This window comes from Janthinobacterium longum, assembly GCF_051380735.1.
Taxonomy (GTDB): domain Bacteria; phylum Pseudomonadota; class Gammaproteobacteria; order Burkholderiales; family Burkholderiaceae_D; genus Janthinobacterium.
In genome coordinates, this window is the sequence record NZ_JBNYXQ010000002.1 from 408,894 (window position 1) to 434,749 (window position 25,856).

Here is a 25,856-nt window from a genome sequence, read left to right on the forward strand (position 1 = left end):
ACTTAGCTAATGCCTTGAGGAGAAAATAATGGGTCAATACGTCGCGCCTATCCGTGATATGCAATTCGTGCTGCATGAATTCCTGAACGTCGAAGAAGAACTGAAAGCGATGCCCGATTACGCCGAGGTCGATGCCGACATCATCAACCAGGTACTGGAAGAGGGCGCCAAATTTACCTCTGAAGTGCTGTTCCCGCTGAACCACTCGGGCGACCGCGAAGGCTGCAAGCACGATGCCGCCACCCACTCCGTCACCACGCCAAAAGGCTTCAAGGAAGCGTACAAGCAGTACGTCGACGGCGGCTGGGCGGCGCTGGCCTGCGATCCGGAATACGGCGGCCAGGGCCTGCCGGTGGTGCTGAATAACTCGTTCTATGAAATGCTCAATTCGGCCAACCAGGCCTGGTCGATGTATCCGGGCCTGTCGCATGGCGCCTACGAGTGCCTGAAAGAACACGGCACCGACCATCAGAAACAAGTCTACCTGCCGAAACTGGTGTCGGGCGAATGGACCGGCACCATGTGCCTGACCGAACCGCATTGCGGCACCGACCTGGGCCTGCTGCGCTCGAAAGCGCTGCCACAGGAAGATGGTTCGTGGCTGATTACCGGCAACAAGATCTTTATCTCGGCCGGTGAGCATGACATGGCCGACAATATCGTGCACCTGGTGCTGGCCCGCGTGCCTGATGCACCGGAAGGCTCGAAAGGCATTTCGCTGTTCCTGGTGCCGAAGTTCCTGCCAAAAGAAGATGGCTCGGTCGGTGAACGCAACCCGATCACCTGCGGCGCCATCGAAGAAAAGATGGGCATCCACGGCAACTCGACCTGCCAGATGAACCTGGACGGCGCAAAAGGCTGGATCATCGGCCAGCCGAACAAGGGCCTGAACGCCATGTTCGTGTTCATGAACGCTGCCCGCCTGGGCGTCGGCATGCAATCGCTGGGCCTGACCGAGATCGCGTTCCAGAACGCGCTGATCTACGCCAAGGACCGCACGCAAATGCGTTCGCTGTCCGGCATCAAGAACCCGGAACTGCCGGCCGACCGCATTATCGTGCACCCTGACGTGCGCCGCATGCTGCTGACCGGCAAAGCCTACGCCGAAGGCGCGCGCGCTTTCACCTCGTACGTGGCGCTGCAGATCGACCGCGAACTGCACCACCCGGACGCCGACGTGCGCAAGGAAGCGGCCGATGAAGTGGCGCTGCTGACGCCAGTGATCAAGGCCTTTATTACCGACAATGCCTGGATCGCCACCTCGGAAGCGATGCAGGTATTCGGCGGCCATGGCTACATCGCCGAATGGGGCATGGAACAGTATGTGCGCGACGCGCGCATCAACATGATCTATGAAGGCACCAACACGATCCAGTCGCTGGATCTGCTGGGTCGCAAGATTTTGGGCGACAACGGCGCCAAGCTGCGCAAGTTCGGCGAGAAGATCAAGGCCTTCGTGGAAGACAACGGCACCGACGAAGCGATGAGCGAATTCGTCACGCCGCTGGGCGACCTGGGCGACAAGGTTACCAAGCTGACCATGGAAATCGGCATGAAGGCATTCCAGAATCCGGACGAAGTGGGCGCGGCCTGCGTGCCTTACCTGCGCGTGGTGGGCCACATGATCTACAGCTACCTGTTCGCGCAGATGGCCAAGATCGCCCTGGAAAAAGAAGGCTCGGGCGATACCTTCTACACGGCCAAGCTGGCCACCGCGCGCTTCTATTTCGCCCGCCTGCAACCTGAAACGGCCACCCTGATCCGCCAGGCGCGCTCCGGTTCGGCCAATCTGATGGCACTCGACGCAGACCTGTTCTAAGACTTGAGGAAAATATGACCAATTTCATCGTTAAAAAAGTAGCCGTCCTCGGCGCCGGCGTGATGGGCGCGCAGATCGCCGCCCATTGCATCAACGCGAAAGTGCCGGTCGTGCTGTTCGACCTGCCGGCCAAGGAAGGTCCAAAGAACGGTATTGTTCTGCGCGCCATCGAGAACCTGAAAAAGCTGTCGCCTGCGCCACTGGGCAACAAGGATGATGCAGCCCTGATCCAGGTTGCCAACTACGAAGACAACCTGGACCTGCTGGCCGGTTGCGACCTGATCATCGAAGCCATCGCCGAGCGCATGGACTGGAAACACGATCTGTACCAGAAAGTCGCGCCGCATATCGGCCCGAACGCAATCTTCGCCTCGAACACCTCCGGCCTGTCGATCACCAAGCTGGCCGAAGGCTTCGATGCCGACCTGAAATCGCGCTACTGCGGCGTGCACTTCTTCAATCCGCCGCGCTATATGCACCTGGTCGAAATCATCCCGACCGAATTTACCAAGCCAGAGATCAGCGACCAGCTGGAAGGCTTTTTGACCACCACCCTGGGCAAGGGCGTGGTCCGCGCCAAGGATACGCCGAACTTCATCGCCAACCGCGTGGGCGTGTTCGGCATCCTGGCCATCGTGCACGAAGCCGAAAAATTCGGCCTGTCGGTCGATGTCGTCGATGACCTGACCGGCGCCAAGCTGGGCCGCGCAAAGTCGGGCACTTTCCGCACCGCCGACGTGGTGGGCCTGGACACCATGGGCCATGTCATCAAGACCATGCAGGACTACCTGCCGAACGACCCGTTCGCCGCCGTCTACAAGACGCCGGAAGTGCTGGCCAAGCTGGTAGAAAAGGGTGCGCTGGGCCAGAAGAGCGGCGCCGGCTTCTATAAAAAGGTCGGCAAGGAAATTCAACGCCTCGACTTCGCCACCGGTGAATACGTCGCTGGCGGCGCCAAGGCGGCTGACATTATTGCCCGCATCCTGAAAGAAAAGGATCCGGTCAAGAAGATGAAGGCGCTGCACGATTCGACCAATCCGCAGGGCCAGTTCCTGTGGGCGATCTTCCGTGACGCCTTCCACTACATCGCGATCCACTTGGACACCGTGGCCGACAATGCGCGCGATATCGACTTCGCCATGCGCTGGGGCTTCGGCTGGAACGTCGGTCCGTTTGAAACGTGGCAGGCTTCGAACTGGCTGCAGGTGGCCAACTGGGTCAAGGAAGATATCGATGCTGGCAAAGCCCTGTGCAATGCACCGTTGCCGGCCTGGGTGTTCGAAGGCCCTGTAGCGGACAAAGGCGGCGTGCATACGGCCGAAGGTTCGTATTCGGCGGTTTCGAACAGCTTCGTGCCACGCTCGACCCTGGCCGTCTATGACCGCCAGCCATTCCGTGCGCCAGTCATTGGCAGCGGCGCGCTGGACGGCAAGACTGCCGGCACCACCGTATTCGAAGACGAATCGGTGCGCGTATGGCACAGCGGCGACGATGTATTGATCATCTCGTTCAAGACCAAGATGCACGTGATCGGCGAAGGCGTGATCAAAGGGCTGAAACTCGCCTTGGCGGAAGCCGAGAAGAACTTCAAGGGCCTGGTGATCTGGCACGCAGATGCAGCCGAAGGCGGCGCATTCTCGGCTGGTGCCGATCTGCAGTCGGCCCTGCCGGCATTCATGCAAGGCGGCGTCAAGGCCGTCGATCCGATCATCGCCGAACTGCAGAAAACCTTTATGTCGCTGAAGTACGCGAACGTGCCGGTGATCGCCGCAGTGGCGGGCCTGGCCCTGGGCGGCGGCTGCGAGCTGGCGCTGCATGCATCCAAGCGTGTCGCCTCGATCGAGTCCTATATCGGCCTGGTGGAAGTGGGCGTGGGCCTGATTCCTGCCGGCGGCGGTTTGAAAGAAGCGGCGCAGCGCGCCTGCAAACAAGCCAACGGCAATGACATTCTGCAGTTCCTGAAGGTCGGCTTTACCAATGCCGCGACCGCGAATGTGTCGAAGTCGGCACTGGAAGCGAAAAAGATGGGCTACCTGAAGGAAGACGACGTGATCGTCTTCAATCCGTACGAGCTGCTGCACGTGGCGAAAGTCGAAGCGCGCGCCATGTTCGACGCCGGCTTCCGTCCGCAACTGCCATCGCTGATCCAGGTCACGGGCCGTTACGGCTGGGGCACCATCAAGGCGCAACTGGTCAATATGCGCGACGGCGGCTTTATCTCCGCACACGACTTCAAGCTGGGCGAAATGATCGCCGAGATCGTCTCGGGCGGCGACATCGACCAGGGCAGTTTTGTCAGCGAACAGTGGCTGCTGGACATGGAACGCAAGGCCTTCCTGGAATTGCTGAACCATCCGAAAACGCAGGAACGCATCATGGGCATGATGCAGACCGGCAAGCCAGTGCGTAACTAATCGATAAGCGAAAGCAGACTATGAGCAAACAACTTCAAGACGCCTATATCGTCTCCGCCACCCGCACGCCGATCGGCAAGGCGCCGCGCGGCATGTTCCGCAACACCCGTCCCGACGACCTGCTGGTGCGCGTGCTGCAATCAGCCCTGGCGCAAGCGCCTGGCCTCGATCCGGCACTGATTACCGACGCGATTATCGGCTGCTCGTTTCCGGAAGCGGAACAGGGCTTCAATATCGCCCGCCAGTCGGTACTGCTGGCCGGCATGCCGAAAAGCGTCGGCGGCGTGACCATCAACCGTTACTGCGCATCGGGCATTACCGCGATCGCCATGGCGGCTGACCGCATTCGCGTCGGCGAAGCCGATGTGATGATCGCCGGCGGCATCGAATCGATGTCGATGGTGCCGATGATGGGCCACCACCCGTCGATGAACCTGGACATGTTCAGCGATGAAAACATCGGCATGGCCTACGGCATGGGCCTGACGGCCGAAAAAGTGGCGCAGCAATGGAAAGTGACGCGCGAGCAGCAGGACGCGTTCTCGGTCGAATCGCACCGCCGCGCCATCGCCGCCCAGCAAGCTGGCTTCTTCAAGGCCGAAACCACGCCGGTCGAGATCATCACGCGTACGCCTAACCTGGCCACCGGCCAGGTTGATGTGTCGCGCCGCACGGTCGACACCGACGAAGGCGCACGTGCCGATTCGACCATGGAGTCGCTGGCCAAACTGAAACCGGTATTTGCCGCCAAGGGCAGCGTGACCGCCGCGAACAGCTCGCAGATGTCGGACGGCGCCGGTGCGCTCTTGATCGTTTCCGAAAAAATCCTGCGCGAGCATAACCTGACGCCGCTGGCCAAATTCTCGTCGTTCGCCGTGCGCGGCGTGCCGCCTGAAATCATGGGCATCGGTCCGAAGTTCGCCATTCCTGCCGCCTGCGCTGCCGCCGGCATCACGCAGGACCAGCTGGACTGGATCGAACTGAACGAAGCGTTTGCCGCGCAAGCGCTGGCCGTGATCGGCGACCTGGGCCTGGACCCGTCGAAAGTGAACCCGATGGGCGGCGCGATTGCCCTCGGCCACCCGCTGGGCGCGACCGGTGCCATCCGCGCCGCCACCGTGATCCACGCGCTGCAGCGCACCAAGCAGAAGTACGGCATGGTGACGATGTGCGTGGGCGCCGGCATGGGTGCAGCAGGAATCTTCGAACGCGTTTGATGACACCTGGCATAAGCTACTGCGCGTTGCGATTTGCGGCCTGCGATGCTCACTGTGCCTTCGCACAGCTGCGCTTCTCGGCCACAACTCGCGGCCGCTCGCTACGCTTCTGCCAGGCGTCGTGACGCAAGAGGTCAGATTGGCTTGGTCAAAACTTGGGCGCTGGGGATACCTCGGCGCCCTTTATTTTTTTGGAGACACCATGGATATTTTGTGCAGCAAGAGCGATGGCATATTGACGCTGGAATTCAACCGCCTGGAACGCAAGAACGCCATCACCGGCGCCATGTACCAGACCCTGGCCGACGCGCTGGTGGCGGCCGAAACCGACACCGACGTACGCGCCATTTTAATCACCGGCAAGCGCGAGATTTTCACGGCCGGCAATGACCTCGACGACTTCATGAAGACGGCGCGCCCACAAGACGGCTCGGTCGACATTGATCGCCCGGTATTCCAGTTCATGCGCGCGCTGTATGGCTGCAGCAAACCGGTGGTGGCGGCCGTTTCCGGCCCGGCCATCGGCATCGGCACCACCATGCTGATGCACTGCGACCTGGTCTACGCGGCCGACAACGCCAGCTTCTCGATGCCGTTCACCCAGCTGGGCCTGTGCCCGGAATTTGCCTCCAGCCTGTTGTTCACGCAGCTGGCCGGCTACCCGCGCGCAGCAGAAAAACTGATGCTCGGCGAAGCGTTCCCGGCCCAGGAAGCGCTGGAGATGGGCCTGGTATCGAAAGTGCTGCCACTGTATGAACTGATCCCGTTCGCGCAAGCGCAGGTGGCCAAGCTGGTGGCCCTGCCAGCGGCCTCGATCCGCGCCACCAAGCGCCTGATGAAGCAAAGCCGCATGGAGCCGATCAAGGCGGCCATCGCCGACGAAAACGCGCTGTTTGGCGCCATGCTGGGTGGGCCGGAAGCGAAGGAAGCGTTTACGGCGTTCTTTGAAAAGAGGAAGCCGGATTTCAAGAAGTTTGCCTGATCAGGTCTGCCTGGTTCTTGGGCGTAGAGTGACACTATCCAGAAAACCAGGCTTTCTCAGATAGTCATGCCAGCATGCCATGCGTCCTGGCATGCTCCAATAACACATCATTCATCCGCGTCTGCCATCCGTCACCGGTGGATTTGAATGCGAGAACGACTGCAGGGTCGAGCCGCAGGTTCATCGCGATTTTTGTCACTGGCAAAGCAGGGCGGCCGCGTGGCCGACGCGCAGCCGGCTGGAACTGTGCCAACTGCTCATCCGTCAGTGGCAGCGCGTCAGGGTCAGCTAACGCGGCCGACATGATTGCTGCCTCTTCCTCCGGGGTATTCATCCTGATTTCAGGTCGCATCGACATATTTTTTACCTCCTTGTTGGTCGCTCTTCGCATGCTGATCATGCGAGTTTCCTCACCTCGCTCACAGAAAGCAGCGTAATAAAGTGTGTTTCCGATACTGCCTAACGCGACGTGGCGATCTTCGCCATAATCCTCGCGCCCGTCGAACCATATCAGGGCATTGTCCCAATCCATGAATTCCGCTTCGGCTAACGAGACGCCGTGATTTCTGATGTTCAGAATATTTTTGTTGGGATCAAAAGTAATCAGCATCAATATATTGTAGATACAGAAAATAATGATGTCAAATATTTTCCGTATCTACATTTATTTCTTGCTCTGCCATGGTCCAATTTGCCCGGATGCCGTCAGGCCGGCTCAGTGTCAGTTACCGATCTGCGCCGCCAGCTCCAGCCAGGCGCGCGCTGCCGGCGGCAGGTACGCTTGCCGGCGCCAGGCCAGTGTCATGTGCCAGTCGGTGTGCGGTTCATCGAGTGGCGCGCGCCAGATGCCGGCGTGCGTGTATTTTTCCGCCAGCATGCGCGGGAAGAATGCCACGCCCAAGCCTGCTGCCACCAGGTCGACGATAAAGTCGATCTGGGCGCTGCGCGCGGTGATCTTCGGCTGCACGCCGCGGCGCGCGCAGGCGTCGAGAATGATGCGGTTCAGCGCGAAGCCGCCTTCGAACAGGATGAACGGGGTGGCGGCCAGTTGCGTGAAGTCGACGCGCTCGCTGCCCGCCAGCGGATGGCTGGCCGACATCAGCGCTACCAGTGGTTCCACCCGCACTTCCTGGAAATCAAAGTCGGCATGCACGGGGGCCAGGATGGCCGCCACGTCGATCTCGCCGTCGTGCAGGCACTGGTTGAGTTTCTGGCCGCCGTGTTCCAGCATTGCGATCTCGATATCGGGATAGCGGCTGCGGTAAGCGGCGAACATGGCGGCAAACACCACGCCGCTGCCAACTGGTGGAATGCCGATTCTCAGCACGCCCCGTTGCAAGCCCTTCAGTTCATCGAGCTCGACCAACAGGTCCTGGCGTTCGGCCAGCATCGTTTGCGCGCGGCGATAGGTGATGTCACCGGCCGGCGTCAGTTCGATGCGGTGGCCGAGGCGGTTCAGCAGGGGCAGGCCCAGTTCGTCTTCGAGCGTCCTGACGGCCTTGCTGACAGCCGACTGGGTCAGCGACACCGTCGCTGCCGCCTGCGAAAAACCGCCCTGGCGCACGACTTCGACAAAGATGCGCAGCGTTCGTAGATTCATCGGTATTCCATTTGCGACTGGATATTAGAAGAATAATTTGTTTGCATCATAACAAAGGCAAGCTTATCCTGTTCATCTCCAAACACCGGCCTGGCTTTCCATCATGATCATCTCGTCCGCCTCCGATTACCGCGCAGCGGCACGCCGCAAGCTGCCGCGCTTCCTGTTCGACTATATCGACGGCGGCGCCTACGCCGAGCGCACCCTGGCTGCCAACTGCGCCGACCTGGCATCGGTCAGCCTGCGCCAGCGAATACTGAAAAACGTCGGCCAGCTGAGCCTGGAAACGCAATTGTTCGGCCAGAAGCTGGCCATGCCGGTGATTTTGAGTCCGGTGGGTTTGACGGGCATGTTTGCGCGCCGTGGCGAAGTCCAGGTGGCGCAGGCAGCGGCCAGCAAGGGCGTGCCGTATTGCCTGTCCACCGTGTCGGTATGCCCGATCGAAGAGGTCGCGTCGCAAAGCAGCGCGCCGATCTGGTTCCAGCTGTATGTGCTGAAAGATCGCGGTTTCATGCGCAATGCGCTGGAACGGGCGCAGGCGGCCGGCGTCACCAACCTGGTGTTCACGGTCGACATGCCGACGCCGGGTGCGCGCTACCGCGATGCGCATTCGGGCATGTCCGGGCCGTATGCCGCACCGCGCCGCATGCTGCAGGCGATAAGCAAGCCGGCCTGGGCATACGATGTCGGGCTGATGGGGCGGCCCCACGACCTGGGCAATATCTCCAAATACCTGGGCAAGGCGATTACGCTGGAAGACTATATCGGCTGGCTGGCGAACAACTTCGATCCGTCGATCAGCTGGAGCGACCTGGAATGGATACGCGACTTCTGGAAAGGCCCGATGATCATCAAGGGCATACTCGATGCGCAGGACGCCAGGGATGCGGTCAGTTTCGGCGCCGACGGCATCGTCGTGTCGAACCACGGCGGGCGCCAGCTCGACGGCGTGCCGTCCACCGCCCACGCGCTGCCGGCGATTGCGCAGGCGGTCGGCAGCGACCTGACGGTGCTGGCCGATTCGGGCGTGCGTTCCGGGCTCGATGTGGTGCGCATGCTGGCGCTGGGCGCCCGCGCCGTGCTGCTGGGACGCTCGTCGGCCTATGCGCTGGCGGCCGATGGGCGCCATGGCGTGGAAAACCTGCTCGACATTTTTGCCCGCGAAATGCGAGTGGCCATGACGCTGACCGGCGTGACCTCGATCGACCAGATCGATGAGTCTATCCTGGTGGGCGGACGTGGACTTTAACCGGCTGTACGCGCGCTGCCGGTTTCATCTCATGCATGGCCGCCGCAGATCTTCTTGTTTTGCAAACCACCACAATCTGGTAGTCTGATTGCCGAGGTGCTTCAGATTCGCTCCTGCGGCCCTGGCACCTGTCAAACCGAATGGATGCAAGATGAAAGTGGCAGCATTGATCAGTGGCTTGTGCCTGGCCTTCCCGGTCTGGGCGCAAGGTGCCCAAGGCACGTCCGAAGACGTCATGGCCTTCCTCAGGCAGAAGATGGTCCAGCAGAAGATTCCTGCGCTACAAGTGGCTGTCATCCAGCATGGCAAGGTCGTCGAACTGGCCGCTGCCGGCATCGCCAACGTGGAAAACGGCGTGCCGGCCACCAACGACAGCATTTTTTCGATCAACTCCTGCACCAAGGCGTTTACCGGCGTGGCTGTCATGCAGCTGGTGGAGGAGGGCAAGCTCAAGCTCAACGATCCCATCTCGCTGTATCTGGACGACTTGCCGCCTTCCTGGCGCGCGTTGACGATACGCCAGTTGATGACGCACACGTCCGGCCTGCCCAATATCATCGACGAAAAGGAAAACCTGCTGGGTGGCGACGATGAGGCGCTGAGCTGGAGCAGGGTCAAGGCCTTGCCGTTCGAGTTTACGCCGGGAGAGCGCTACAGCTATAACCAGACCGGGTATGTCATCATCGGCAGGATCATTGAAAAGCTCACGGGCGTAAGCTTCGTGCACTTCGTGGAAAACCGGCAGTTCAAGCCTGCCGGGCTGATGCATACACGTTTCGGTGATTCCTCCGATGTGATTCCGCATTCGGCGGGAGCGTACACTTATTTGCATAACGAGGGCGGAAAATGGCTCACAGGCAAGCGCCTCTCTACCGCGTATGTCACTTTTCCCGTCTACTTCCGTACCGCCGCCGGCATAGTCTCCAACGCTGGCGATATCGCGCAATGGCTGCTCGCCCTGCAAAACGGAAAGCTGTTGAAACACAAGTCCAGCCTGCAAGCCATGTGGAGTCCATACGTACTCAACAATGGCAAGACACAAGGACCGAATGACTTGCTCAATGGTTCGGCGCTGGGCTGGCCCGTGACGGCGCGTAGTGCGCATCGCGCGGCAGGCCCTATTGGCGGCATGCGCTCGGCTTTCTTCGTGTATCCCGAGGATGATCTGTCGGTGGTAGTGCTGACCAATCTGCAGGGCGTCAATCCGGAGCTGTTTATCGATGAAATCGCGGGCTTCTATGTGCCGGCGATGCATCCGTCGACAGGCTTCGGCTTGCCGCCGGCAGTGCTGCCCCTGCGTAAGTTGCTGTTGCAGCGCGGCTTCGAACAGGCGCCGCAGGCGTGGGCAAAATTGCAGGCACACGATGCAGCCGCCTTGCCCGATGAAGAGGCGCTCAACGTCTGGGGCTACAAATTGAGCACCCAGGAGCAAGTGCCTCAGGCCCTGGCCATCCTGCGCCTGAATGCCAGCCTGCATCCGGCCAGCGCGAATGCCTACGACAGCCTGGCCGAAATCCTCGAACTGGCAGGCGACAAGCCGGGCGCCATCGCCAACTACACGCGCTCGCTGGCGCTCGATGCCGGCAATGGCCATGCCAGAGAACGTCTGCAAGTGCTGCAGGTGCACTGAAGCTGCTGTCGCCGACGCATGGCAGGCAACGGCATTAAATTGTAGACGACTGGTCTAATCGTGCTATACTTTGTTTCATGAAAGCCGAATACACCGACGTTCGCCAGCACATCCTCGACCAGGGCAAGGTCATTATCACGCGCAAGGGTTTTGCCGGCGTGGGCCTGAATGAGATACTGTCGGCCGCTGCCGTGCCGAAGGGCTCGTTCTACCATTACTTCAAGTCCAAGGAATTGTTTGGCGAAGCGATGCTGGCCGATTACGTGCAGGGCTACCTGGCAGACATGGAAGTTGTGCTGACCCGGCCTGGCCAGAGCGCGGCGCAGTCGCTGATGGATTACTGGGCCACGTGGACCAGCGCAAGCCTCGATGGCAGCGGGTGTGACTGCCGTTGCCTGGTAGTCAAGCTGAGCAGCGAAGTGGCGGACATGTCCGAGCCGATGCGCATGACCTTGCTCGATGGCACGAGCCGCATTATCGCCAGGCTGGCGCTGGCCATCGCCCAGGGCAGGGTGGACGATTCCCTGCCATCGGTGGAAGATCCGGCGCATATGGCCTCGACCCTGTACCAATTGTGGCTGGGCGCGGCCATGCTGACCAAGCTGCGGCGCGACGACAGCGCCTTGAAGACAGCATGGCAATCGACGCTGGCGATGCTGGCACTGCCTTTGGCAAGTGAGCAATAAAGGCAGGCGGATGTACGTCATCCGCTTTTTTTGACACCGAACATAGACGACCAGTCTAATAATAAAGGAAAAATCATGAAGAATTTTGAATTCCATAACCCGACGAAAATCGTTTTCGGCGCCGGCACGGTCGAAAAACTGTCCACCCTGGTGCCGCAGGACGCGCGCGTGCTGATTCTGTACGGCGGCGCCAGCGCCGAGAAGACCGGTACCCTGGCCGAAGTGCGCGCCGCGCTGGGCCAGCGCAGCGTGCAGGAGTTTGGCGGTATCGAACCGAATCCCAGCTATGAAACCCTGATGCGCGCGGTGGAACAGGTGCGTAGCGAAAAACGTGACTTCCTGCTGGCCGTCGGCGGTGGCTCGGTAATCGATGGCACCAAGTTCGTTGCCGCCGCTGCCCTGTATGACGGCGAGCCCTGGGAAATTGCCGAACGCGGCGGCGCCAATATCGGGCAAGCCCTGCCGTTTGGCGCGGTGCTGACCCTGCCGGCCACCGGTTCGGAAATGAACAGTGGCGGCGTGGTCACCAAAAAAGCCACGCACGACAAACTGAGCGTTCGCAGCCCGCTGCTGTACCCGCAGTTTTCCGTGCTCGACCCGGGCAAGACGTTTACCTTGCCGGCCAAACAGGTCGCCAATGGCCTGGTCGACGCCTTTGTGCATACCACCGAACAGTATCTGACCTATTCGGTGCAGGCACGGGTGCAGGACCGCTTTGCCGAAGGGCTGCTGCAAACCCTGGTCGAGATCGCGCCGCAGGCGATTGCCTCGCCCGACGATTACGAGACCCGCGCCAACCTGATGTGGACCGCCACCCTGGCCCTGAATGGCCTGATCGGCGCTGGCGTGCCGCAGGACTGGGCCACCCACATGATCGGCCATGAACTGACGGCCCTGTACGACATCGACCATGCGCGCACCCTGGCGCTGGTGCTGCCCGCACTGCTGGACGTGCAGCGCGAACAGAAACGCGGCAAGTTGCTACAGTATGGCGAGCGCGTGTGGAACATCACCGAAGGCAGCGACGAAGAACGCATAGACGCAGCCATCGCCCGCACCCGCGCCTTCTTTGAAGGCCTTGGTATTCCGACCCGCCTGGCCGCGTATGACCTGGGCCAGGAGGCGGTGGAAGCGGTATTGAAGCAACTTGAAGCACATGGCATGACGGCACTGGGCGAGCATCGCGATATCGACCTCGCACGCAGCCGCCGCATACTCGAAGCAGCACTGTAATCCCTTATTGCAATCTCACTCGCAAGCTCACTGAAAAGGAAACAACATGAACATCCTGATGGTAATGACCTCGCACGACAAACTGGGCGACACTGGCAAAAAAACCGGCTTCTGGCTGGAGGAATTCGCCGCGCCTTACTACGCGCTGAAAGAAGCGGGCGCCACGCTGACGGTGGTCTCGCCACTGGGCGGCCAGCCGCCGCTCGATCCGAAAAGCGATGAAGCCGATGCGCAAACGGACGCCACCCGCCGTTTCAAGGCCGACCCTGCCGCCCAGGGCGTACTGGCCAATACCGGCAAGCTGGCCGACGTGAAAGTGGCCGATTTTGACGCCGTGTTTTACCCGGGCGGCCACGGTCCGTTGTGGGACCTGGCCGAAGACCAGCATTCGATCGCGCTGATCGAGCAGATGATCGCCGCCGGCAAACCGGTCGCTGCTGTCTGCCACGCGCCTGGCGTGCTGCGCCATGTAAAAGGCGTCGACGGCAAGCCGCTGGTCAACGGCAAGCGCGTGACCGGCTTTACCAACACCGAGGAAGAGGCGGTAGGCCTGACCAATATCGTGCCTTTCCTGGTCGAGGACATGCTCAAGGCAAACGGCGGCGACTACTCCAAGCTGGGTGACTGGCAGCCATACGCGATCACCGATGGCTTGCTGATCACCGGCCAGAATCCGGCATCGTCGGAAGCGGCGGCAGAAGCGCTGATCAAGCTGCTGGGCTGATATTTATGTCGTAAGCTCGATGATCATGCCGGGATTGAACTGTTGATTTTCCGGCGTGCCGTCGAATCGCTGATAGCCGCAGGGATTGCAGACCACGCGGCAAGCCTTGATGCGGTAATCGAGCGACGCATGCATATGGCCATGCACCCACAGGTCGGCCTGCGCCACCAGTTCGTCGAGCCGCGAAGCAAACGCGGGCGAGCCGAGATTGGTGGCGTAGCGCTGTTCCACCGAGTGCATTGACGGCGCCATATGCGTGATCACCACGGTCGGCCCGTCGAATGGCTGCGCCAGTTGCTCTGACAGCCATGCCCTGTGCCGCGCGTGCAGGGCGGCCGTATCCTGCGCGCACAGCAGGCGCGGTGTATTTCCGCCGGTGCTGATGTGCTGGTAGTCGGGCATATATGCTTGCGCCGCGTTCAATGCCTCTTCAAGACGATCCTCGCCGAACAGCAAAAAATCCGTCCACAAGGTGGCACCCAGAAAGCGCACGCCATTCAACTCCACCGTATCACCATCAAGCAAGCGAATATTGGCGCCATCCGCATTGGCGCTGGTGCAGGCGTCCTGAATCGCCGCCTGCATCCGTTCCAGCTGGTGGCCATAGCCCTCGTGATTGCCATGCACATACAGCACCGGCAGAGCGCCGAAAGTGCGTACAGCCCAAGTGATCGCATTGCTGCCCGTGTCGATATCGCCAGCCAGGATTACCGCATCGGGACGGCCGGACAGGTCGATGGCAGGCGCGTTCTCGCGCCACATTTCCAGGTGCAGGTCGGACAGGATCAGCAAACGCATGGCAAACAGGCGCAGGCTCAGGGTGCGCGGCAGTGGACAAGCGTCCATCCTAACGCAAGCTTGACCGGCAGGCGATGGCAACGGTACTCTGTGTTTCCTGAAAAAAATTATCTGACTGGAGCCGCATGCCGCCTTTCGCCTTTTCCACATTGCTGATCGCGCTGGCCATGCTGCCGCTGTCATCGTCTGCCCTGGCGCGGGCCGCCGACGATCCCCTGACCCGCGCCATCGCCTCGCCCTATGCCGAGCAGTGGAACCGGCCGCAGCAGCCGGTACGCATCCATGGCGACACGTATTACGTGGGCGTTGGTGGCCTCAGTGTCGTGCTGATCCATACGCGCGATGGCCTGATCCTGATCGACGGCGCGCTGCCGCAATCGGTGGCGGCCATCAAGGAGCATATCCTTGAACTGGGTTTTCGCATCGAGGACATCAAGTTCATCCTGAACACGGAAGCGCATTTCGACCATTCGGGCGGCATCGCTGCGCTGGCCCGTGACAGCGGTGCGCAAGTCGTTGCCAGTCCCCTCGGTGCGCAGGCCTTGCGCGCGGGCGCGGTGCTGAGCGACGATCCGCAAGCCGGCGAAATCGACGGCATGCCGGCCGTGGAAAACGTGCGAGAGATTGCCGACGGCGAGGTGCTGCAACTGGGAGAAGTGAGCGTCACGGCGCGCCATACGCCCGGCCACACACCGGGCAGCACCAGCTGGACCTGGGTATCGTGCGAGGATGAAGCGCGCACCGACTGCCTGAACGTGGTGTTTGGTGCCAGCCTGACGCCGGTGGCGGCCGACGATTTTCATTACCTGGCCGACGAGCGCCATGCCGACCTGACACCGGCCTTTCGCCGCGTGATGCAGGACTTCGCGCGCCTGCCATGCGACATCCTTATTTCCGCCCATCCCGATCATTCCGGCGCCGACCAGAAGCTTGCGCAACTGGTGATGGGCGTGTCGCCCAATCCCATGATCGATGCGCAGGCTTGCCGCAGCTATGCGGCCAAAAATGAAGCCAAACTGGATGCGCGCATCGCCAAGGAACAGGCTGCAGAAAAAGTGCAGACCGGGCAGGGCGGAGAAGCTGGGCAAGCGCCTGGCGGGGCTCGCTGATGGCGTGATGGCGTGCGCGATATTTAGTGTAAAGCCGCTGACTGCTCGTCCAGGCGCTGCTTGAGGCAAGCACGGTCCTTGTCGGGACATGCGGCGATTTTTTCCAGGAACGCCGCGTGCTCCTCGCTCAGCTTGTCGGCTGCGGCGGCATTCCCCGCCACGTCTTCCAGGCGCGATTGCCATCGCCGCAGCAAGGTCTCGTAGTCGCCGACGAGTTTTTCCGCACACAGGCGCTGTTCCTCGGGACGCTCCATCCCGGGCGCACATTGCAGGCGCGGTTGCAGCTGCCCGGTCCGCAAGGTTGACGCGATGTCGGCGTTGGGCACCATGCCCAGCGAGTCTTCAACATAGTGGCCGCCAGCGCCGTCGCCGGCGAGCACCTCAAGCCCGGCCGGCCTGGGGATCACGATGAGCGATCCGGTCGACTGCCCGGCGTCCTTGACGCTCCATCGCTTTGGAAACAGGTAGGGCGCCTTGAACCTGGCCGTGGCGCCGTAAGCAAACAGGTCCAGTTCGCGCGGCGTGTTGAACAGCGCAGCCATGTCGCGCCGCACGCCGGAGCGTGCGTCATACAAGACATATGCCGTGTCATCGTAACTTCGGTGCAGGGGCGCCATCGTCGATGAAGAAAAACGCACGACGACAAAACCGCGCGCAAAGCTTGCCAATTGCGCCCTCGAGATCATTTCGCCGTAGTAAAGGGTTTTGCTGCCTTGTTCGTCCCTCACTTCCGGCTCAATCGTGCCGTCGGTCGCGCCGGCAACAGTCCTGGCAATGTCCGCATTGATCTTGCGCGCCGCTTCAGCGGGCAGGCCTTTCAAAATCTCGATCGTTTCATTCGTCACCACCGGGTTGCGGCCCCTGGGCCCCTGCGTTTGCGTGATACGCCGGAACTGCAGGCCGTCCTGCCCGGTCGCCTCGCCCTTGACAGTGCGGCTCAGGATGGCGGGGAATTTGATCGGAGGGGCGTTGCGCTCGGCCAGCCATGCGGTGGGCTCGCCCTCCTCGAAAGACTTGCCGTTCCACTGCAAGGTTTTGCTGGTCGGGGCGCGCGTGGAAATGGCAGTGCCTGACACGAGGGAGGCGACGTTTGCAGCATCGGTGGTCCGGCACTTCTCGATGATTTTCGGCAGGTCGTTGTCTGGCGCGGGCGCCAGCTGCAACAGGCACTTCCTCCAGAACCAGGTCTTGTTCTGCGTATCGTAGGCGATCACCTCGCGCTGGCTTTGCAGCAGCAGTCGGCCGGCGCCGTCGACTCGCCCAAGCAGCTCGAAGTACAGCGTCGACGCCTGCTTCGTCAGAAAAGCCGTCAATGATCCGAAGGCGCGGCCGGCCTTGTTCATCTCGTAGGGGGCGAAGTCGAAACCGAAAAAATAGCCGTTCAGCGGCACCGACGAAGTCAACTCGGCCTTCTTGCCGTTTTTCGGCATGCGCAGATAGGTCAGCGCCGAATCGGACGACTCGGTATAGCTGGCGACGAACCAGTCGCCTCGACCATCCTGCATAAAAAAATTCTTGTACGGAGCCTTGCCAAGGTAAGCCAATTCGACCGGCCACTTCCATTGCGCAGCTGCCGGCACGCGCGCGGTACACGCCGCCAGGGCCGCATTGAATTGCTCGCGTGAAGGCTGGACGCTGGCATTGAGCTCGGGCATCCTGGCGCGTATCCAGTGCTGTCCCGCCTCATAGCAGGCGTTGAAAGTGGCCGGCTGCGCCGGAAACAGCTCGTCGGCGCGCGCCGCAGAACTCGTTACCAGCATGAACATTATCAGTGTCGCCAAACGCGTCGTCATCATCACTCCAGCATCCCGGGAAACGCAGAACGCGTAGCACAAGCTCAGGTCATCAACAATATATAGAAATACCCATGAAAAATGAAGCAAGGCAAGATCATGTTTTTTACGACAGCGTGTCGTTTTATCATGTGCCCGATTGACAGGGCCTGCGTCAGTGGCGCAGAATCGCAGCTCGGTCAGTTCATCCACCCAACAATGAAAGGAAACAGCATGCAACACCAGGCTAGCCACAATTTGAATCACCACTAGCCCCGTGCATGCTGCTCGGGGTCATCGATCCCGAGCCGGCGTTCCTTCGAACCCCGGTGAGGAAACTCGCCGGGGTTTTGTTTTTTGGCGCGCGTTTTTCATGCGCGGCAGGCAAGGCCGGTTGGACGCAAGCCGTCGAAAGGAAGCACCATGAAACTGAAACTGAAAAAACCCAAGCCACGCAACCCGCTGGTGGCGGCCGCGAAACTGCGCGGCGGCGCCGGCGCGCATCAATCCGAGGCCTCGCCACGCGCGGCGCGGCGGGCCGGCAAGCATCACTTGCAGCAGTTGCTGGCGGGACGGGTGAAGGAGGGTAGCTGAAGGGCAAATCGGCTATAGTGGCAGCGCTGCTCCGCCCCTCACCGCAAAGGAAAACCGCTTGACTGCCCCGCTCGAAATTGCCGCCAATGTGCTGATGACCGCTTCCATTATCCTGGCCGGCCGCAATAACATTCATTCCTGGTGGATCGGCATGGTCGGCTGTGTGCTGTTTGCCGTGCTGTTCTACCAGGTTAACCTGTATGCAGACGTGATGCTGCAACTGTTCTTTATCGTTACCTGCGCCATCGGCTGGCTGCAGTGGCGGCGCGGCGCAGCTGGCAAGCCCTTGCCGATCACGCGCACCGGCTGGCGCAGCCTCGCGTGGATCGTGCCGGCTGGCGTCGTCGCGGTCGCCATCTACGGCATGCTGCTGCATACGTTTACCAATGCCTACGCGCCGTTCATCGATTCGGCAGTGCTGGTGTTCAGCATCATTGCGCAGTTCCTGCTGATGAGCCGGCGCCTGGAAACCTGGGGCTTCTGGCTGCTGGTCAATACAGTCTCCGTACCCTTGTATTACAGCCGCGGCCTGTACCTGACGGCCGTGCTGTATGCGGCTTACTGGATCAATGCGCTGGTGTCGTGGTACTGGTGGCATGTGCAGGCAAGGCGTGCCAGCGCTTTGCCCGATGCAATCTGAGTGACCGGCAAGTAGTGGCGGCTCAGTGTCGCACGGAGCTTTTGGACGGCCGGTTGCGCTGTTCCAGCAGGCCCTGGCGGTAGGCGGTGGGTGTGACGCCCATGCGTTCGCGAAAGGCAGTGGCAAAATTGCCTGCGTTGTTAAACCCGATCAGCAGCGCGATATCCTGCACATCGATGTCGGTCTGCTGCAGCAGTTCCACGCCGCGCGCGATGCGCGCTTCGCGGATAAACGCAAACACGGTCATGCCCGTGTGCTTGCGGAACATCAGGGACAGTTTTTCGCGGTAGGTACCGACGCTGCGGGCGATTTCGGCCAGGCTGGGCATGCTGCCTAAATTGTCGAGTATCAGCTGCTTGACGGCGTTGACGAACACCAGGTCGGGATGCTGCGGCTGCTTTCGGTGTTCCGCCGTATCGCCCGGCGCGCTGCTGCTGGTGCGCCGCACCAGGCCCAGGTGGACATGGATGCGCGCGGCCAGTTCGGCTGGCGTGAATGGTTTCGAAATAAAGTCAACCCCGCCCACCTGCAGTCCTCTCACACGCTCATCGGCGGCATCTGCGCCACTGAGAAAAATCACGGGAATATGTTCGGTCTCGGGATTGGCCTTGAGCAATCGGCAGGCTGTGTAGCCATCCATTTCGGGCATGCGCACATCGAGCAATATCAGATCGGGATGCGTGGCCAGCGCCAGCTGGTAACCCTGGTAGCCATTGTAGGCCACGCTGAAACGATAGGGTTCGTCACTCAGCAGCTCCGTCAGCATGCGCTGTTCGAAGGCGGAGTCGTCCACGATCAGGATGTTTTTCTTGCCGTTTTCACTGGTCATAAGCATGGCATGGATGGCTTGGCATAAAAACAATTGGTTCTTTATTATGCACTGCATTCAAATTATTTTCTGTTTTTCTCGCGATTCAAAAGATGTTTCGCCGCCAGAAGAAGCAGCTTTTCCAAGGATAACGAATAATCGAGACATACATTGATTAAAAGCAATGTCGCTGACGAAAAAACTGTTTGCCATTCAGGCGAGGCTGCTCGATGCCCGGCAGCCCTGAATGCCAGCTGTAGTAATGTTGTCCTGGTTTGCGTGCCCCAAAAAACGCCACCAATACCGTGACTATCCTCAGGCCTCTCCACAAGAGCGGCTGTTCATTGATGCCGAAACATCAGGAGGTGCCATGTTACGTGCTGAACTTTCCCCTTTCGCTGCCGCTGCCTGCCTGCCCGTGACCGGCAAGGCAGCAACGGGCCTGCACGGTTCGAACACCACCACCATCAACGTAACGCCCGGCATGGCCGCCAAAGGTGCGTGCCATGCAGATTTCTCCCGTCACCATCACCATGCGCACCAGACAATTTTTGGTGGAGTAATTTAGTTGTTGTTCAGTCACCATGTGAGGAATGATCATGAAACATACCAACTTCAATAATTTACCCTGCCCGATTGCGCGCAGCCTGGGCAAGGTCGGCGAGTGGTGGAGCATCCTTATCCTGCGCGAAGCGTTTTATGGCAAGACGCGCTTCGACGAGTTTGAAAAAAGCCTCAAGATCGCCCCCACCATTCTGACCCGGCGCCTGGCCGACCTGGTGGAAGGGGGATTGATGACGCGCCGCCTGTACTGCGCCAAGCCGCCGCGCTACGACTATGTGCTGACCAAGTCGGGCCGCGCCTTCAAGCCGGTGCTGCTGGCATTTATCGCCTGGGGCAACGAGAACTTCGCGCCCGAAGGCGCCAGCCTGGTGATCGCCAGCCGCGATACCGGCCTGGCCGCCGACCCGGTGCTGGTCGACGCGATGACGGGCCTGCCCATCAACGATGAGTACTACGCGTTCGCGCCCGGCCCGGCTGCCAGCGATACCATGCGCAGCATTATCGAACAGGCCGAAAAGAGCAGCGGCATCCCCCAGAAGCCGAAGGCGACGGTTGCCAATCGCGGCTGGGTGACGCAAAGCCATCTGGCCTGAGCTGCTTGCCCGGACAGGGCCGGAACTTCCGGTTGACTCCTTACCTCCTTGGGCCGCGCAAGCGGCCTTTTTTTGCAAGTGTCAGGGCCGCTCCAGTGCGCTGAGGTACTGGCTGGTTTTCCATTTTCCTTCCAGGCGCGTGATGGCAATTTCGATGCCGACGATGGCTTTGAGCAGCTTGTCGATATACGCGGCGGGTGCATCGCCGACCTGCCACGGCTGTGCCTGGGCCGCTTCATGGCGGTCGGTGAGGCGATTCAAAAAGGCCAGCAGCCAGGCCGGCTCATCGATCACGCGCAGTTTGCCGTGCGCATGGACCGCTGCATAATCAAACGTCGGCACCACCTCGCCGCTGCGCTGTTTTTCCGCAAACCAGGCCGGCGTGATGTACGCATGCGCCCCCTGGAAGATCGCCAGCGTATCCAGGCCGCCGGTGCGCCACAGTGGATTGGCGCGCGCCACATGGGCGCGCAGAATCCCGAACGGTGCCTCGGGCGTGGGCGGCGCGATCTCGAACGGCAGATGGTCGGCGATCAAACCGTCCTTTCCCACGCGCACCAGCGCACCGAGCGGATGGGCCGCCATCAGGCCATGCAGCACCTCCAGGCGCGTTTCGCGAAAGCGGTTCGGCGTGTACATCAGCGCGCCTCCACCACCACGTCGGCCTTCAGCGAACTGGCGATATGGCAGCGTTCATGGGCGAACTGCCAGGCGTGAGCGCGGCTGTAGCGCTGGCCGCCGAAATCCTGGCCGTCGCGCTGCCAGGCAACGGTGGCGAAAAATTGCTGCATATGGCTCTCCGGACGGAACAAGAATGCATTATTGTAGTGATACGGTTGGCTATTTAAAACAGCCAATAAAGACTAAATTGAAGCTACCAATTTCCATCATGAACGCCTTCCTTGTCATTGCCGCGCTACCGCTCGACCGCACGCTGGCCACGCCGCTGTTCCGCCAGCTGTATGCGGCCATGAAAACTGCCATCCTCGACGGCAGCCTGGCGCCGGGCACGCAACTGCCGCCGACGCGCGCGTTTTGCGCCTTGTTACCGGTGTCGCGACAGACCGTGCTCAATGCCTATGCGCTGCTGATGGCCGAAGGCTATCTGGCTGGGGCGGTGGGCAAGGGGACGTTTGTCAGCCACGCTGTACCGGTGCCGGTGGCGCAGGCGCGGCCAGCCCGGCCTGGCCTGCTGCGCCCCTTGTCGTCACGCGGGCAGGGCGTGGTGACAGCGATGGAGACGGTGGCGTTTCACCGCAGTCCCTTGCGCGCGTTTCGGGTCGGCATGCCGCGCATCGACCACTTTCCGTTCGACGTATGGAACCGGCTCGAAGCACGGCGCTGGCGCCGGCCCGACCACCGCTTCGGCTATGGCGACCCGGCCGGCTTTTTGCCGCTGCGCGAACTGCTGTGCGTCTACCTGCAGGCGTCGCGCGGGGTGCGCTGCACGCCGCAGCAGATCGTCATCACCTCGGGCTCGCAGCAGGCGCTGTTCCTGCTGTCGACCATATTATTGGCGCCCGGCGATGCGGCGTGGATGGAGTCGCCCGGCTACCGTGGCGCCAGCGCCACCTTGCGCGCCGCCGGGGCCCAGGTGTTTCCGGTGCCGGTCGATGGCGAAGGGCTGGACGTGGCGTATGGTGCGGCGCACTGCCCGCATGCGAAGCTGGCGTACGTGACGCCGTCGCACCAGTTGCCGCTGGGTGTGAGCATGAGCCTGCCGCGCCGTCTGGCCCTGCTGGACTGGGCCGCGCGCCACAAGGCCTGGGTGGTGGAAGACGATTACGACAGCGAATACCGCTACACCGGTGCGCCGCTGGCCTCGCTGCAAAGCCAGGACCGGGCCGGTTGCGTGATCTATGTGGGCACGTTGTCGAAAGTGCTGTTTCCGGGGCTGCGGCTGGGTTATATGGTGGCGCCGCCGGCGCTGGCCGAAGCGCTGGTGCAGGCCAAGGCAGTGGTCGACCGCCACACGGCCATCGTGCCGCAGATGGCGCTGGCCGACTTTATCGCCGAAGGGCATTTTGCGCGTCATATCCGCCGCACGCGCGACAGCAATGCCGGGCGGCGCGACGTGCTGCTGCGCGGCCTGGCGCGTGAACTCGACGACCAGCTGTATTGCGGCCCGGCTGACAGCGGCCTGGAACTGTGCGCCTATTTTCGCGGCACGCACGATGAAGATACGGTCTCGCGCGGCGGTCTTGAGCGGGGCATCGAACTGCGCCCGCTGGGCCACTATGCCGACCCCTGCGCCAGCGCCGCCTGCGCCACGCCGGCCGGTTTGCTGCTGGGGTTTGCGGCGCTCGCTGCCGATGAAATCAATGATGGTTTGCGCGTGCTGGGCCAACTGCTGCACGGCCGATAAACTATACTGATACTTGCTCCCCTCCAAGAAATAGACATGACCATCACCGTCGAGCGCTGCTCCTGGGCCAACCCGGCCAATCCCCGCTACCTGGCCTACCACGACACGGAGTGGGGCGTGCCTTGCCACGACGAGCGCACGCTGTTCGAGATGCTCAATCTGGAAGGCGCGCAGGCGGGGCTGAGCTGGGAGACCATCCTCAACAAGCGCGACACTTACCGCGCCGCCTTCGACGGCTGGGATGCGCAAAAAATCGCCGCGTATGGCCCGGACAAGGTGGCCTCCCTGCTGGCTGACCCCGGCATCGTGCGCAACCGCCTGAAAGTGGCGGCCGCCATCACCAACGCGCAAGCCTATCTGCGCCTGCTGGAAGAAGGGCAGACGCTGGACAGTTTTCTGTGGGCGTATGTCGGCAACCAGCCCATCGTCAACCACTTCCAGCCGGGCCAGTTTCCCGCCAAAACAGCGTTGTCGGACCGGTTGTCCAGGGACCTGGCCAAGCGTGGTTTCAAGTTTGTCGGCTCGACCATTATCTACGCCTACATGCAGGGCATCGGCATGATCGACGACCATGCGCCCACCTGTTTTTGCCGTACGGGGCGCAAATGACGGGCGCTGCGATGGTCGTGCTCGACACCGATTTCGATGGCGCGCGGTTTCTGGCCGCCTGCATCACTCATGGCGCAAGGCGGCTGCACTATATCGCGCTGGCGCCACGCCCGGTCAACGCCGGCCAGCTGCCTTCGCCGTGGCGCGAGCAGTGGCCGCCACATGTGCGCGGCCTGCACCGCATGGTGTCGCGCGATGGCCAGGTCACGCTGGATCTGCTGATCGGCGAACCGGGCGCCAGCCTGGCGCAGCTGGCGGTGCGCGTCGACGAGGTTGTGCTGGCATGGGTGCCGCCGTCGATGGCGGTGCTGGCGCGGCTGATGAGCGATGGCGCGCGCATGCAGGCGCTGCAGCTCGATGACGCCCAACGCATGGCGCTCGGCAGACTAGGCTTTGCGTTTGACGACAGCCGCTTGCGCGCCGTGTTCCGTGCAGGTCAAAAGCCGGTCGAGGCCGTACCCGTCATCGAGCGGCGCGCCATCGTGATCGGCGCGGGCGTGGCCGGCAGCGCCGCCTGCGAACGGCTGGCCGCACGCGGCTGGCAAGTAACCCTGGTCGAACGCCATGCGCAGCCGGCCAGCGAGGCGTCGGGCAACCTGGCCGGCATCTTCATGCCGCTGCTGTCGAGCGACGACAATATCCCCACGCGCCTGGTGCGCGCCGCCTATCTGTACGCGTTGCGCTACTGGGCCACCCTGGGCGGCGTCGGCACCGCGTTCGACGGCGCCAGTTGTGGCGTGCTGCACCTGGCGCGTGACAGCGAGCATGCGCAGGTGCAGCGCCGCATCGCCGCCAGCGGCGATTACCCGCCCGAATTTGCGCGCTGGCTGGAAGCGGACGAAGCGAGTGCCATGCTGGGCGCCAACGCGCCGGACGGCGCCTGGTGGTTTGCGCAGGGCGGCTGGGCGCGCCCTTCTTCTGCCTGCGCCGCCATGCTGGACGCCTGCGGCGAGCGCCTGACGCGGCTTTTTTCCAGCAGCGCGCTGACCCTGGTGCGGGTTGACCATCAATGGCTGGTGCTCGATGCAGCCGGTGTGGTGATCGCCACCGCACCGACCGTGATTCTGGCTGCCGGCACGGGCGCCGTGCATTTCACGCAGGCTGCCGGCTTGCCCTTGTATGCCGTGCGCGGCCAGGTCACGCACCTGGATCAGGCCAGCCTGCCGACGCACCCCTTTGTCGTCTGCCGCGAGTCATACATGACGCCGCCGCATGAGGGCGTGGTCTGCGTCGGCGCCACTTACGATGCGCAAGATGACGACGCCAGCCTGCGGCCATCGAGCCAGCAGGACAATCTCGACAAGACCGCCGCCATCCTCGGCGTGCCGCCGTTCGAGGCGCCGCTGGCCGGGCGCACGGGCTTTCGCTGCATGGCGCCGGACCGCATGCCGCTGGTGGGTGCCTTGCCCGACCCCGGCGTGCCGCGCCGCTGCGAGCAGTTGCGCGACGTGCCGCGCTGGCCCGGCCTGTTCGGCTTGCTGGGCTATGCTTCGCGCGGTTTGACTTGGGCACCGCTGGCAGCCGAACTGCTGGCCTGCCAGCTTGAGGGCGAGCCGCTGCCGCTGGAAAGCCAGTTGCTGGCGGCGATCGATCCCGGCCGTTTTGTGCTCAAGGAGCGACGGCGCGCGCAGTAGTGGCGCATGCGGCGGCGGGCGGTATAATTTGCCGGTGGCAAGCTAGCCGCGGCGCCTTGCCGCCGGCGCCCGAGGAGAGATGCAGTGGAAGACCAACACAGCACGCCCGAGCTGTTCCTGTTCCTGGCGTCGACCGTCCATGACATGAAAAATTCCATCAGCGTGGTCAGCGGCACGCTGGAATCCCTGCTGGCGGCCGAGCAGGCCAAGGCCAGTGACCAGGTCACTGCCGATCCGGCTTTTTTGCAGATGGCGCAGATGCTGTACCAGACCAAGCGCCTCAACGACAACCTGATCCAGTTGCTGGCGCTGTACAAGCAGGTGGGCAAGCCCGGCTACCCCTTCGATGTGCAGCCGCAACTGGTGGGGCAATTGGTGGGGCAGGTGGTGGACCAGGAAAAAATCCTGCTCGCCTCCAAGGGTATCGCCATGGAGACGGATTTTCCGCCAGAGTTGATCTGGACCCTCGACGAGGACCTGGTGATCGGCGTGCTGGCCCATGCCATCAACAACGCCATCCGCTATACGAAAGACACGATACGCCTGTCTGCGCGCGAGCACCAGGGCCTGCTGGAACTGCGCGTGGAAGATAACGGCGACGGCTATACACAGGCGCTGCTCGACGCGGGCGGGGCGGCCATGGATGGCTTGTTGGCCGGCGTCAATTTTTCCACCAACAGCACCGGCCTGGGACTGTATTTTTCCAGCGAAGTGGCGAAGATGCACAAACACCGGGGGCAAAGCGGCAGCATCGCCCTTGAAAATGGCGGTGTGCTCGGCGGCGGCTGCTTTATCCTGCGCCTGCCGTGAACCGGG

General features: G+C 61.9%; 25 protein-coding genes. 17 read left to right on the forward strand and 8 right to left on the reverse strand.

The annotated features are described in order from the left end of the window. Nucleotides 1-28: 28 nt before the first annotated feature. The 4 genes from ACQ4WM_RS10125 (at nucleotide 29) to ACQ4WM_RS10140 (ending at nucleotide 6,432) form a co-directional block, all read left to right on the forward strand. Nucleotides 29-1,819, forward strand: coding sequence for an acyl-CoA dehydrogenase C-terminal domain-containing protein (locus tag ACQ4WM_RS10125; RefSeq protein WP_436546535.1), 1,791 nt, complete (start codon nucleotides 29-31; stop codon nucleotides 1,817-1,819). Between the two features lie 14 nt (nucleotides 1,820-1,833). Next, complete coding sequence (locus tag ACQ4WM_RS10130) at nucleotides 1,834-4,233, forward strand: 3-hydroxyacyl-CoA dehydrogenase/enoyl-CoA hydratase family protein (protein ID WP_436546536.1); 2,400 nt, start codon at nucleotides 1,834-1,836, stop codon at nucleotides 4,231-4,233. A gap of 20 nt (nucleotides 4,234-4,253) precedes the next feature. Beyond that, nucleotides 4,254-5,450 (forward strand): acetyl-CoA C-acyltransferase, encoded by a 1,197-nt coding sequence (locus ACQ4WM_RS10135; RefSeq protein ID WP_436546537.1) that lies wholly within the window; start codon nucleotides 4,254-4,256, stop codon nucleotides 5,448-5,450. 202 nt (nucleotides 5,451-5,652) lie between these two features. Beyond that, complete coding sequence (locus tag ACQ4WM_RS10140) at nucleotides 5,653-6,432, forward strand: enoyl-CoA hydratase (protein WP_436546538.1); 780 nt, start codon at nucleotides 5,653-5,655, stop codon at nucleotides 6,430-6,432. A 64-nt stretch (nucleotides 6,433-6,496) separates the two neighbouring features. On the opposite strand, the gene ACQ4WM_RS10145 is transcribed toward ACQ4WM_RS10140, so the two are convergent. Further along, complete coding sequence (locus ACQ4WM_RS10145) at nucleotides 6,497-7,042, reverse strand: BrnT family toxin (protein ID WP_436546539.1); 546 nt, start codon at nucleotides 7,040-7,042, stop codon at nucleotides 6,497-6,499. Nucleotides 7,043-7,153: 111 nt separating this feature from the next. Next, nucleotides 7,154-8,032, reverse strand: a complete 879-nt coding sequence (locus tag ACQ4WM_RS10150; RefSeq protein ID WP_436546540.1) for a LysR family transcriptional regulator — start codon at nucleotides 8,030-8,032, stop codon at nucleotides 7,154-7,156. Between the two features lie 103 nt (nucleotides 8,033-8,135). Here ACQ4WM_RS10150 and lldD point away from each other — a divergent pair, with 103 nt between their 5' ends. The 5 genes from lldD to ACQ4WM_RS10175 all read left to right on the forward strand — a co-directional run bounded on the left by lldD (nucleotide 8,136) and on the right by ACQ4WM_RS10175 (nucleotide 13,554). Then, entirely contained in the window at nucleotides 8,136-9,281 is a 1,146-nt protein-coding gene (gene lldD, locus ACQ4WM_RS10155; RefSeq protein WP_436546541.1) for an FMN-dependent L-lactate dehydrogenase LldD, read from the forward strand. A 151-nt stretch (nucleotides 9,282-9,432) separates the two neighbouring features. Beyond that, a complete protein-coding gene (locus ACQ4WM_RS10160) occupies nucleotides 9,433-10,911 on the forward strand; it encodes a serine hydrolase (RefSeq protein ID WP_436546542.1) in 1,479 nt (492 codons plus the stop codon). Nucleotides 10,912-10,988: 77 nt separating this feature from the next. Next, the gene (locus ACQ4WM_RS10165) at nucleotides 10,989-11,597 is read left to right on the forward strand and encodes a TetR/AcrR family transcriptional regulator (protein ID WP_436546543.1); all 609 of its coding nucleotides are present in this window, start codon (nucleotides 10,989-10,991) and stop codon (nucleotides 11,595-11,597) included. Between the two features lie 75 nt (nucleotides 11,598-11,672). Continuing rightward, nucleotides 11,673-12,830 (forward strand): iron-containing alcohol dehydrogenase, encoded by a 1,158-nt coding sequence (locus tag ACQ4WM_RS10170; protein WP_436546544.1) that lies wholly within the window; start codon nucleotides 11,673-11,675, stop codon nucleotides 12,828-12,830. A 46-nt stretch (nucleotides 12,831-12,876) separates the two neighbouring features. Continuing rightward, nucleotides 12,877-13,554, forward strand: coding sequence for a type 1 glutamine amidotransferase domain-containing protein (locus tag ACQ4WM_RS10175; RefSeq protein ID WP_436546545.1), 678 nt, complete (start codon nucleotides 12,877-12,879; stop codon nucleotides 13,552-13,554). A 3-nt stretch (nucleotides 13,555-13,557) separates the two neighbouring features. On the opposite strand, the gene ACQ4WM_RS10180 is transcribed toward ACQ4WM_RS10175, so the two are convergent. Further along, a complete protein-coding gene (locus tag ACQ4WM_RS10180) occupies nucleotides 13,558-14,400 on the reverse strand; it encodes a metallophosphoesterase (RefSeq protein ID WP_436546546.1) in 843 nt (280 codons plus the stop codon). Between the two features lie 77 nt (nucleotides 14,401-14,477). Between ACQ4WM_RS10180 and bla the strand changes: the two genes are divergently transcribed. Continuing rightward, nucleotides 14,478-15,461 (forward strand): subclass B3 metallo-beta-lactamase, encoded by a 984-nt coding sequence (gene bla / locus ACQ4WM_RS10185; RefSeq protein WP_436546547.1) that lies wholly within the window; start codon nucleotides 14,478-14,480, stop codon nucleotides 15,459-15,461. Nucleotides 15,462-15,484: 23 nt separating this feature from the next. Here the strand turns inward: bla and ACQ4WM_RS10190 are convergent, their stop codons facing one another. Beyond that, nucleotides 15,485-17,446, reverse strand: coding sequence for a hypothetical protein (locus ACQ4WM_RS10190; RefSeq protein ID WP_436546548.1), 1,962 nt, complete (start codon nucleotides 17,444-17,446; stop codon nucleotides 15,485-15,487). A 210-nt stretch (nucleotides 17,447-17,656) separates the two neighbouring features. On the opposite strand from ACQ4WM_RS10190, the gene ACQ4WM_RS10195 reads away from it, so the two are divergent. After that, a complete protein-coding gene (locus ACQ4WM_RS10195) occupies nucleotides 17,657-17,827 on the forward strand; it encodes a hypothetical protein (RefSeq protein WP_436546549.1) in 171 nt (56 codons plus the stop codon). Between the two features lie 58 nt (nucleotides 17,828-17,885). Next, on the forward strand, nucleotides 17,886-18,467 hold the full coding sequence (gene pnuC / locus ACQ4WM_RS10200; protein ID WP_436546550.1) for a nicotinamide riboside transporter PnuC: 582 nt from the start codon (nucleotides 17,886-17,888) through the stop codon (nucleotides 18,465-18,467). 22 nt (nucleotides 18,468-18,489) lie between these two features. Here the strand turns inward: pnuC and ACQ4WM_RS10205 are convergent, their stop codons facing one another. Both ACQ4WM_RS10205 and ACQ4WM_RS10210 read right to left on the reverse strand, forming a co-directional pair. Next, nucleotides 18,490-19,302 (reverse strand): response regulator transcription factor, encoded by an 813-nt coding sequence (locus ACQ4WM_RS10205; protein ID WP_436546551.1) that lies wholly within the window; start codon nucleotides 19,300-19,302, stop codon nucleotides 18,490-18,492. 346 nt (nucleotides 19,303-19,648) lie between these two features. After that, nucleotides 19,649-19,876 (reverse strand): hypothetical protein, encoded by a 228-nt coding sequence (locus tag ACQ4WM_RS10210; RefSeq protein WP_436546552.1) that lies wholly within the window; start codon nucleotides 19,874-19,876, stop codon nucleotides 19,649-19,651. Here ACQ4WM_RS10210 and ACQ4WM_RS10215 point away from each other — a divergent pair. Then, nucleotides 19,875-20,432 carry a winged helix-turn-helix transcriptional regulator gene (locus ACQ4WM_RS10215; protein ID WP_436546553.1) on the forward strand — a complete coding sequence of 186 codons (558 nt, stop codon included), beginning with the start codon at nucleotides 19,875-19,877 and terminating at the stop codon, nucleotides 20,430-20,432. The genes ACQ4WM_RS10210 and ACQ4WM_RS10215 overlap by 2 nt on opposite strands. 81 nt (nucleotides 20,433-20,513) lie before the next feature. Here the strand turns inward: ACQ4WM_RS10215 and ACQ4WM_RS10220 are convergent, their stop codons facing one another. Both ACQ4WM_RS10220 and ACQ4WM_RS10225 read right to left on the reverse strand, forming a co-directional pair. After that, nucleotides 20,514-21,071, reverse strand: coding sequence for an FMN-binding negative transcriptional regulator (locus tag ACQ4WM_RS10220; protein WP_436546554.1), 558 nt, complete (start codon nucleotides 21,069-21,071; stop codon nucleotides 20,514-20,516). Then, nucleotides 21,071-21,223 (reverse strand): hypothetical protein, encoded by a 153-nt coding sequence (locus tag ACQ4WM_RS10225; RefSeq protein WP_436546555.1) that lies wholly within the window; start codon nucleotides 21,221-21,223, stop codon nucleotides 21,071-21,073. Before ACQ4WM_RS10225 ends, ACQ4WM_RS10220 begins: the two co-directional genes overlap by 1 nt. A 98-nt stretch (nucleotides 21,224-21,321) precedes the next feature. On the opposite strand from ACQ4WM_RS10225, the gene pdxR reads away from it, so the two are divergent. The 4 genes from pdxR to ACQ4WM_RS10245 all read left to right on the forward strand — a co-directional run bounded on the left by pdxR (nucleotide 21,322) and on the right by ACQ4WM_RS10245 (nucleotide 25,850). Next, a complete protein-coding gene (gene pdxR, locus ACQ4WM_RS10230; RefSeq protein WP_436546556.1) occupies nucleotides 21,322-22,797 on the forward strand; it encodes a MocR-like pyridoxine biosynthesis transcription factor PdxR in 1,476 nt (491 codons plus the stop codon). A 42-nt stretch (nucleotides 22,798-22,839) separates the two neighbouring features. Beyond that, nucleotides 22,840-23,406 (forward strand): DNA-3-methyladenine glycosylase I, encoded by a 567-nt coding sequence (locus ACQ4WM_RS10235; protein ID WP_436546675.1) that lies wholly within the window; start codon nucleotides 22,840-22,842, stop codon nucleotides 23,404-23,406. After that, nucleotides 23,403-25,040 (forward strand): FAD-dependent 5-carboxymethylaminomethyl-2-thiouridine(34) oxidoreductase MnmC1, encoded by a 1,638-nt coding sequence (gene mnmC1, locus ACQ4WM_RS10240; RefSeq protein WP_436546557.1) that lies wholly within the window; start codon nucleotides 23,403-23,405, stop codon nucleotides 25,038-25,040. The genes ACQ4WM_RS10235 and mnmC1 overlap by 4 nt, the downstream gene beginning before the upstream one ends. A gap of 84 nt (nucleotides 25,041-25,124) precedes the next feature. Then, the gene (locus ACQ4WM_RS10245) at nucleotides 25,125-25,850 is read left to right on the forward strand and encodes a sensor histidine kinase (protein WP_436546558.1); all 726 of its coding nucleotides are present in this window, start codon (nucleotides 25,125-25,127) and stop codon (nucleotides 25,848-25,850) included. Nucleotides 25,851-25,856 lie beyond the last annotated feature (6 nt).

Coding starts and splice junctions, on each gene's coding strand:
- ACQ4WM_RS10125 (WP_436546535.1), top strand. CDS start 29: ATGGGTCAATACGTCGCGCCTATCCGTGATATGCAATTCGTGCTGCAT.
- ACQ4WM_RS10130 (WP_436546536.1), top strand. CDS start 1,834: ATGACCAATTTCATCGTTAAAAAAGTAGCCGTCCTCGGCGCCGGCGTG.
- ACQ4WM_RS10135 (WP_436546537.1), top strand. CDS start 4,254: ATGAGCAAACAACTTCAAGACGCCTATATCGTCTCCGCCACCCGCACG.
- ACQ4WM_RS10140 (WP_436546538.1), top strand. CDS start 5,653: ATGGATATTTTGTGCAGCAAGAGCGATGGCATATTGACGCTGGAATTC.
- ACQ4WM_RS10145 (WP_436546539.1), bottom strand. CDS start 7,042: ATGCTGATTACTTTTGATCCCAACAAAAATATTCTGAACATCAGAAAT.
- ACQ4WM_RS10150 (WP_436546540.1), bottom strand. CDS start 8,032: ATGAATCTACGAACGCTGCGCATCTTTGTCGAAGTCGTGCGCCAGGGC.
- lldD (WP_436546541.1), top strand. CDS start 8,136: ATGATCATCTCGTCCGCCTCCGATTACCGCGCAGCGGCACGCCGCAAG.
- ACQ4WM_RS10160 (WP_436546542.1), top strand. CDS start 9,433: ATGAAAGTGGCAGCATTGATCAGTGGCTTGTGCCTGGCCTTCCCGGTC.
- ACQ4WM_RS10165 (WP_436546543.1), top strand. CDS start 10,989: ATGAAAGCCGAATACACCGACGTTCGCCAGCACATCCTCGACCAGGGC.
- ACQ4WM_RS10170 (WP_436546544.1), top strand. CDS start 11,673: ATGAAGAATTTTGAATTCCATAACCCGACGAAAATCGTTTTCGGCGCC.
- ACQ4WM_RS10175 (WP_436546545.1), top strand. CDS start 12,877: ATGAACATCCTGATGGTAATGACCTCGCACGACAAACTGGGCGACACT.
- ACQ4WM_RS10180 (WP_436546546.1), bottom strand. CDS start 14,400: ATGGACGCTTGTCCACTGCCGCGCACCCTGAGCCTGCGCCTGTTTGCC.
- bla (WP_436546547.1), top strand. CDS start 14,478: ATGCCGCCTTTCGCCTTTTCCACATTGCTGATCGCGCTGGCCATGCTG.
- ACQ4WM_RS10195 (WP_436546549.1), top strand. CDS start 17,657: ATGAAACTGAAACTGAAAAAACCCAAGCCACGCAACCCGCTGGTGGCG.
- ACQ4WM_RS10205 (WP_436546551.1), bottom strand. CDS start 19,302: ATGCTTATGACCAGTGAAAACGGCAAGAAAAACATCCTGATCGTGGAC.
- ACQ4WM_RS10215 (WP_436546553.1), top strand. CDS start 19,875: ATGAAACATACCAACTTCAATAATTTACCCTGCCCGATTGCGCGCAGC.
- ACQ4WM_RS10210 (WP_436546552.1), bottom strand. CDS start 19,876: ATGATCATTCCTCACATGGTGACTGAACAACAACTAAATTACTCCACC.
- ACQ4WM_RS10220 (WP_436546554.1), bottom strand. CDS start 21,071: ATGTACACGCCGAACCGCTTTCGCGAAACGCGCCTGGAGGTGCTGCAT.
- ACQ4WM_RS10225 (WP_436546555.1), bottom strand. CDS start 21,223: ATGCAGCAATTTTTCGCCACCGTTGCCTGGCAGCGCGACGGCCAGGAT.
- pdxR (WP_436546556.1), top strand. CDS start 21,322: ATGAACGCCTTCCTTGTCATTGCCGCGCTACCGCTCGACCGCACGCTG.
- mnmC1 (WP_436546557.1), top strand. CDS start 23,403: ATGACGGGCGCTGCGATGGTCGTGCTCGACACCGATTTCGATGGCGCG.